The following is a 7,163-nucleotide window of genomic DNA, read 5'->3' as shown; positions in this document are numbered from 1 at the left end:
GGGCCGGGTGCTCGTCGTCGAGCGGGTCTTGATCTGCTGGTCGTGAGCATGTATCGATATAGGTGCTGTATCGATATAGAACCCCCAGGGGCCGCCCGCCGTCAAGACGCGGGCGGAGTGTCGAGGACGACGAGGACGAGGGAGGCTCTCGACGTGGTCACCATCCGCGACGTCGCCGCGGCGGCCGGCGTGTCGCCCATGTCCGTGTCCAACGCGCTCTCGGGGACCCGCCCGGTCTCGGAGGTCACGCGCGTCAAGGTGATGTCCGCGGTCGAGCGGCTCGGCTACCAGGTCAACACCGCCGCGCGCAGCCTGCGGCAGGGGCGGACGGGCGTCGTCGGCGTGGTCGTGCCGACCCTCGAGAGCCAGTACTACGCCCAGCTGTGCGGCCGCCTCGTGCGCCGCTTCGCCGAGGCCGGGCTCGCGGCCGTGGTCGAGGACACCGGCGCCACGTGGGAGCGGCAGGCCTCCGTCTTCCGCGACAGCCGCGTCGCGGCCTACGACGGGCTCGTGCTCTCACCGATCGGCCTGTCCGAGGCGGAGCTGCGCACCTTCTCCGGGCGCCTCCCGCTCGTCGTCCTCGGCGNNGGCGAGCAGCAGCTGCACCGCAGCGTGGACAGGGTCGGCATGGCCAACCGCGAGGGCGCTGCTGCGGCCACCCGCGTGCTGCTCGCCCGCAGCTGCCGCCGCCTCGCGGTGGTCGGCGCGCCGCCGCTGGACAGCCTCGACGACGACGCCGAGCGCCACCTGTCCGAGGGCGCCGCCTTCGTCGAGCGCGCCCGCGGCTTCCTGGCCGCCGCCCGCGAGGTCGCCGGCGCAACCACCACCTCGCTCTACACCGGCTCCACCCTCGCCGACGGCTGGCGGGCCGGGCACGACCTGCTCACCGACCACCCCGGCGTCGACGGGGTGCTCTGCGCCACCGACACCCTCGCCTTCGGCGTGCTGCGCGCCCTGGCTGACCGCGGCGTGCGCGTCCCCGACGACGTGCGCGTCATCGGCTTCGACGACGTCGAGGAGGCCCGCTTCAGCGTGCCGTCGCTGTCCAGCGTCGACCCCGGCCACGAGGCGATGGCCGAGGCCGCCGTCGAGCTGCTCGTGCGGCGCATCGCCGACCCCGGCGCCGAGCCCCGCGACGTGGTCGGGCAGGCCCGCGTGGTCGAGCGCCAGTCCACCGCCTGACGCGGCGCTCGACGCGGTCCCTGACCAGGTGCACTGGGGGGCTCTGCGCCACTGCTCGACTGGCACGGGGTGGCCCCGTGCCAGTAGGACTGGCACAGGGCCACCCCGTGCCGGTCAGGGGCCGGGGCACACTGTCGGCGACGTCCGCTCGAAACCCCGGGAGGTGCCTCGTGGCCAGGCGCCGGCTGCCGCTGCCCTCGATGGGCCGACGCGGCATGGTCCCCTCGCGCGACCTCTCCCAGGACGGCGCCATCCCCATGGCCCGTCCCGTCCGCGGCAGCAGCCTCGTCGACAGCGGCGTCTACCGCGGCGGTGAGCGCGTCGCCTCCCCGAAGGACCTGACGGCCACCGTCGCCGCGCTGCGCGAGGAGCCCGGTCGCACCGCGTGGATGGGTCTGTACCGCCCCGCCGCGCAGGAGCTCACCGCGCTCGCGGAGGAGTTCGACCTGCACGAGCTGGCCGTGGAGGACGCCGTCGTCGCCCACCAGCGGCCCAAGCTGGAGCGCTACGGCAAGACGCTCTTCGTCGTCCTGCGCGCCGCCCGCTACCTGGACGCCGCCGAGGAGGTCGAGTTCGGGGAGCTGCACCTGTTCATCGGCCCGGACTTCGTCATCACCGTCCGCCACGCGGAGAGCCCTGACCTGTCGGCCGTGCGGCGGCGCCTCGAGGCGGACCCCGAGCTGCTCGCCCGCGGCACCGAGGCGGTGCTCTACGCGATCCTCGACGCCGTGGTCGACGGCTACGGCCCGGTGCTGCGGGGCCTGGGGACCGACATCGACGAGATCGAGTCGCAGGTGTTCAGCGGAGACCCCCAGGTCTCACGGCGCATCTACGAGCTGTCCCAGGAGGTGGTCGACTTCCAGCGCGCGGTGACGCCGCTCGTGTCGATCCTGTCCGGGCTCACCGCCGGGTTCGAGAAGTACGGCGTGGACGAGGAGCTGCAGCGCTACCTGCGCGACGTGGCCGACCACGTCACCGTGACCGCCGAGCGCATCGACGGCTACCGGGGCCAGCTGCGCGACATCCTCCAGGTCAACGCCATCCTCGTCGGCCAGCGCCAGAACGAGGAGATCAAGGCGATGACCGAGGCCAGCTACGCCCAGGGCGAGGAGGTCAAGAAGATCTCCTCCTGGGCCGCCATCCTCTTCACGCCCAGCCTGATCAGCGGGATCTACGGCATGAACCTCGACTTCCCGGAGAAGGACACCTTCGGCGGTTACCTCTTCGCGCTCGGGCTGATGCTCGTGCTGTCCGTGGGCCTGTACGCGGCCTTCCGGCGCCGCGGCTGGCTCTGACGGGATGACACGACGCCCGGTGCGGTCAGCCTGCGGGCTGACGGCCGCGGGGGCTCGCGATCACTAGCGTTCGCGCGTGACGACGACGGGCGCCGAGGCGCTGCTGCCCGCCCCCCGCCCGCAGGGCGACGCGACGGCCACCCCGGTGCCCGCGCCCGGGAAGCGGTCGCGACTGCGAGGGGTGGACCTCGCCCGCGGCCTGGCGGTGCTCGGCATGTTCGCCGCGCACGCCGCGGCCGCCCCGACCCTGCTCGCCGGGGACCCCGCGACGTGGGGCGGGGTGGTGCACGGCCGCTCCTCGATCCTCTTCGCCACGCTCGCCGGCGTCTCCGTGGCGCTCATGACCGGGCGGAGCGCCCCTCCCGGTGACGACGAGGTGGTGGCCGCGCGCACGCGGGTGCTCGTGCGGGCCGTCTGCCTCTTCGCCCTCGGGGGCCTGCTGCAGTTCCTCAGCTCCCCGGTGGCGGTCATCCTCGAGCACTACGCGCTGCTGCTCGTGCTGTGCGTGCCGCTGCTGCGGGCCCGCCCGCGCACCCTGCTGCTCACCGCGGCGGGCGTCGCCGTCGTCGTCCCCTCCCTGCGGGCGCTGCTGCAGGCGGTGGAGGGCGTCAACGGCTGGGTGGGCTTCGGCGGTGAGCTCGGCGCGCTGGCGGTGCAGGGGCCCTACCCCGTGGTCGTGTGGGCGGCGTTCGTGCTGACCGGCCTGGCCGTGGGCCGCTGCGACCTGTCCGCGGCGCGGGTGCGCCGCGCGCTGGTGGTGGGCGGTGTCTGCCTCGCGGTGCTCGGCTACGGCGGCTCCTGGGCGGTGACGCAGGCCTTCCCCGCCGTCGACCCCGCGTCGTCGTCCGCGTCGTCGTGGGCGTCGTCGTGGGCGTCGTCGTCCTCGGCGAGCGACGCGGAGACGTCCGGCTCGGGCGGCTCCGACCCCGGGCTGGAGCCCGGAGAAGACGTCGACCTGTCGGGCTCCACGTGCCAGCGCTGGTCGGAGGGCACCGTCTACTGCGCCTCCGACGACGGGCCCAGCGCCTTCAACCCGGACGGCACCCAGGGCGACCCCGGCGCCGACGGCTCGGGGACCACCAGCTGGCGCGACGCCCTCAGCCCCGCCCAGTTCCTCGGCGCCCAGGCGCACTCGGCCACCACGCCGGAGGTGCTCGGGTCCGGTGGCGTCGCCCTGGCGGTGCTGGGCGCGTGCCTGTGGCTCGCCGACGCCCTCGGCCGCCGCCGCGGGAGCTGGGTGGTCACCCCGCTGGTGGCGGTCGGCGCGATGCCGCTGACCGCCTACTGCGCGCACGTGGTGGCCCTGGCCCTCACCTCCCACGACGCCTACGGCGGTTCCGGGGAGCCGTCGTGGCTGGCCGGCAGCTGGCAGCTGTGGGCGCTGTTCGCCGGCACCGCCCTCGTGGTGTGCCCCCTGTGGACCCGCTTCGCCGGCCGCGGTCCGCTGGAGCGGCTCCTCAGCTGGACAGCACGGCGCGCCACCCGCGCGTGACCGTCCGGTGACGGGCTGGCGCTGCCGAGAGCGGCGTGAGGGGGTGCCGTTGATCCGCGGTGCAGGAGGGTGTCATCCTCCGCCGTGCCCGGCTTCGACTTCACCGCGGACGACGTGCCGCCGCTGCCCCTCGACGAGGGGTGGGCCCGGGCCGTGGCCCGCGAGCGCTTCGGGCTGGACGTGCGGGCGCGCTCGCTGGGCAGCCAGCAGGACGCCAACTTCCTCCTCACCCGCGGCGACCACGGTGTTGACGGGGAGGACGGGGACGACGGCGCGGGCGGGGCCGGCGAGGTGGTCGCGGTGCTGAAGGTCACCAACCCCTCGGTCAGCGCCATCGAGGTGGAGGCCCACGACGAGGCCGCTGACCTCCTGGCTCTCCGCTGCCCGGACCTGCGGGTGGCCACGGTGCTCCGCGGCGCCGACGGCGCACCCCTGCGCCAGCGCGTGCCCACCCCGCACGGCGAGGTCACGGCGCGCCTGATCCGCTTCCTGCCCGGAGGCACTGCCGTCGACCGCGGGCACCTGCACCCCGCGCTCGTCGCGCGGATGGGAGAGGTGGCGGCACGGGTCGACCTGGCGCTGGCGGGCTGGGACCACCCCGGCCTGGAGCGGACGCTCGAGTGGGACCCGCAGCACGCGCCGCGCGCGGTGGAGCTGATGGCCGCGTCCCTGCCCGCGGACCGGCGCGAGGGCGTGCTGGCCACCACCCGCGCGGCCTGGGCGCGGGTGTCCGCCGTGGCCGACCGCCTGCCGCGGCAGGCGGTGCACCTGGACCTCACCGACGACAACCTCGTGCTCGAGGACCCCGCCGCCGGCGCCGCGCGCGGCGTCCCCGCGGCCGCCCGCACCCTGGACGGCCTCATCGACGTCTCCGACCTGGTGTGCACGTGGACGGTCGCCGAGCTGGCGATCACGGTCTCCTCCCTGCTCCACCACGACGGCGTGCTCCACGCCGGCCCCTCGGCGGTCCTCCCGGCGGTGCGCGCCTACCACGCGGTGCGCCCGCTGTCGGCGGCCGAGGTGGCGGCGCTGTGGCCGCTGGTGGTGCTGCGCGCCGCGGTGCTCGTCACGAGCGGCAGCCACCAGGTGGAGGTCGACGGCGGCAACACCTACGCCAGCTCGCGGCTGGAGCAGAACGAGTGGCGCATCTACGAGCAGGCCACCGCTCTGCCCGTCGACGTCGTCACGGCGCTGCTGCGGCACGAGCTCGCGGCGGACGCCGCGGCCGCCACGGCGCGGGGCGGTGCTGCGCCCGTCGTCGAGGCCCTCGTGGCGGACCTGGCCGGAGCCGCCGTGCTCGACCTCGCGTGGGACTCCGACGCCCTCGACGGCGGGGCGTTCCTGCGCCCGGACCTGGTGGCCGAGCTGGCGGCGGCGCACCTGGAGCGGGGCGCCCGTGCCGCGGTGACCCGCTGGGGCGAGGCGCGCCTGGCGGGCAGCCCGGCGCTGTCCGCCGCGCCTCCGGCCACGGTGGCCACCGGGGTGGAGGTCTGGCCCGCCCGTCCGCTGGTGCTGCGCGCGCCGTGGTCGGGCGCGGTGGAGCGCACCGCCCACGGACTCGTGCTCTCCGCCGGTGAGCACCGGCTGGTCCTCACCCTGGACCACCCCGACCCGGAGCTGCTGACCGAGCCGGGTCCCGTGGGCGCCGGCCGCGCGCTGGCGGAGGTGGCCCCGGGGGAGCGGTTCTCCGTGCAGCACCTCGTCGGCGGCACGGGCGGCACGGGCGGCACGGGCGGCACGGGCGGCACGGGCGGCACCGGTGCTGGTGTCGAGGCCGTGCCGCTGCTGGTCACCGCAGCGGAGGCGCCGGGCTGGCTGGCGCACACCGCCGACCCGGCCGCGCTGCTCGGGCTGCCCGCCGCCCCGGAGCAGCCCTCGGCCCGCGAGGCCGCCCGCGCGCTGCTCGAGCGGCGCGACGCCGGGGTGCTCGCCGAGGTGCAGGAGCACTACTACGGCGGCGTCGTGGAGCCGCCCCGCGTCGAGCGCGGCTGGCGCCACCACCTGGCCACCACGGACGGCCGGGTGCTGCTCGACATGCTGAACAACGTCACCGTGGCCGGGCACGCCCACCCGCGCATCGCCGCCGCGGCCGGCCGGCAGCTGGCCCGGCTCAACACCAACTCCCGCTTCCACTACGCCGGGGTGGTGGAGCTGTCCGAGCGCCTCGCGTCCCTGCTCCCGGACCCCCTCGACACGGTGTTCCTCGTCAACTCCGGCTCGGAGGCCACCGACCTGGCCGTCCGCCTGGCCACCGTCGCCACCGGCCGGCCCGACGTGGTGGCGGTGCGCGAGGCCTACCACGGGTGGACCTTCGCCTCCGACGCCGTCTCGACGTCGGTGGCCGACAACCCCGCCGCGCTGGAGACCCGCCCGGCGTGGGTGCACACCGTGGAGGCCCCCAACACCTACCGCGGCCGCTACCGCGCGGCCCGCGGCGACGACCTGGGCCGCTACGCCGCCGACGCCGTCGCGGCCGTCGACGCGCTGGCCGCCGCGGGCGCCCCTGCGGCCGGGTTCATCGCCGAGGCGTTCTACGGCAACGCCGGCGGACTGCCCCTGCCGCCCGGCTACCTGCAGGCGGTGTACGCGGCGGTGCGCCGCCACGGCGGCCTGGCGATCGCCGACGAGGTGCAGGTCGGCTACGGCCGCCTCGGCTCGACGTTCTGGGGCTTCGAGCAGCAGGGCGTGGTGCCCGACGTCGTCGCCGTCGCCAAGTCGGTGGGCAACGGCCACCCCGTCGGCGCCGTCATCACCACCCGCGAGGTGGCCGCCCGCTACCGCGACGCCGGCTACTTCTTCGCCTCCACCGGAGGCAGCCCCGTCTCCTGCGCCGTGGCGACGGCCGTGCTCGACGTCATCGAGGACGAGCAGCTGCAGGAGAACGCCCGCACCACCGGCGCCCGGCTCAAGGCCGGGCTCGAGGCCCTCGCCGACCGGCACCCGCTGGTCGGCGCCGTGCACGGCGAAGGCCTCTACCTCGGCGTGGAGCTGGTCCGCGACCGCGAGACCCTCGAGCCCGCCCGTGAGGAGACGGCCGCGCTGTGCGACCGCCTCCTCGACCTCGGCGTGCTCATGCAGCCCACGAGCGACCGGCAGAACGTGCTCAAGGTGAAGCCGCCGCTGTGCGTTGACGCCGCCGCCGTCGACTTCTTCGTGGCCGCCGTCGACAGGGCCCTGACCGAGATCGCCTGACG

General features: G+C 75.9%; 4 protein-coding genes and 1 pseudogene. All 5 read left to right on the top strand.

Translation table 11 applies throughout. The annotated features are described in order from the left end of the window. Nucleotides 1-48: 48 nt before the first annotated feature. Nucleotides 49-586: pseudogene (locus FHN55_RS24205) on the top strand (LacI family DNA-binding transcriptional regulator); the annotation flags it as partial. A 2-nt stretch (nt 587-588) separates the two neighbouring features. Beyond that, nucleotides 589-1,182: LacI family DNA-binding transcriptional regulator (locus tag FHN55_RS23155; protein WP_218974208.1), on the top strand; the 594-nt coding region annotated here is incomplete at its 5' end. A gap of 200 nt (nt 1,183-1,382) precedes the next feature. After that, complete coding sequence (locus tag FHN55_RS00205; protein ID WP_139709624.1) at nt 1,383-2,477, top strand: magnesium and cobalt transport protein CorA; 1,095 nt, start codon at nt 1,383-1,385, stop codon at nt 2,475-2,477. Nucleotides 2,478-2,553: 76 nt separating this feature from the next. Beyond that, on the top strand, nt 2,554-3,969 hold the full coding sequence (locus FHN55_RS00200; protein ID WP_139709603.1) for a heparan-alpha-glucosaminide N-acetyltransferase domain-containing protein: 1,416 nt from the start codon (nt 2,554-2,556) through the stop codon (nt 3,967-3,969). 84 nt (nt 3,970-4,053) lie between these two features. Beyond that, nucleotides 4,054-7,161, top strand: a complete 3,108-nt coding sequence (locus tag FHN55_RS00195; RefSeq protein WP_218974207.1) for an aminotransferase — start codon at nt 4,054-4,056, stop codon at nt 7,159-7,161. The last annotated feature ends 2 nt before the right edge of the window (nt 7,162-7,163 follow it).

It is taken from the genome of Streptomyces sp. NP160 (assembly GCF_006335115.1).
Taxonomy (GTDB): domain Bacteria; phylum Actinomycetota; class Actinomycetes; order Actinomycetales; family Quadrisphaeraceae; genus Quadrisphaera.
Note: the sequence above shows the minus strand (reverse complement) of the source record. Positions and strands in the feature narration are given on the sequence as shown.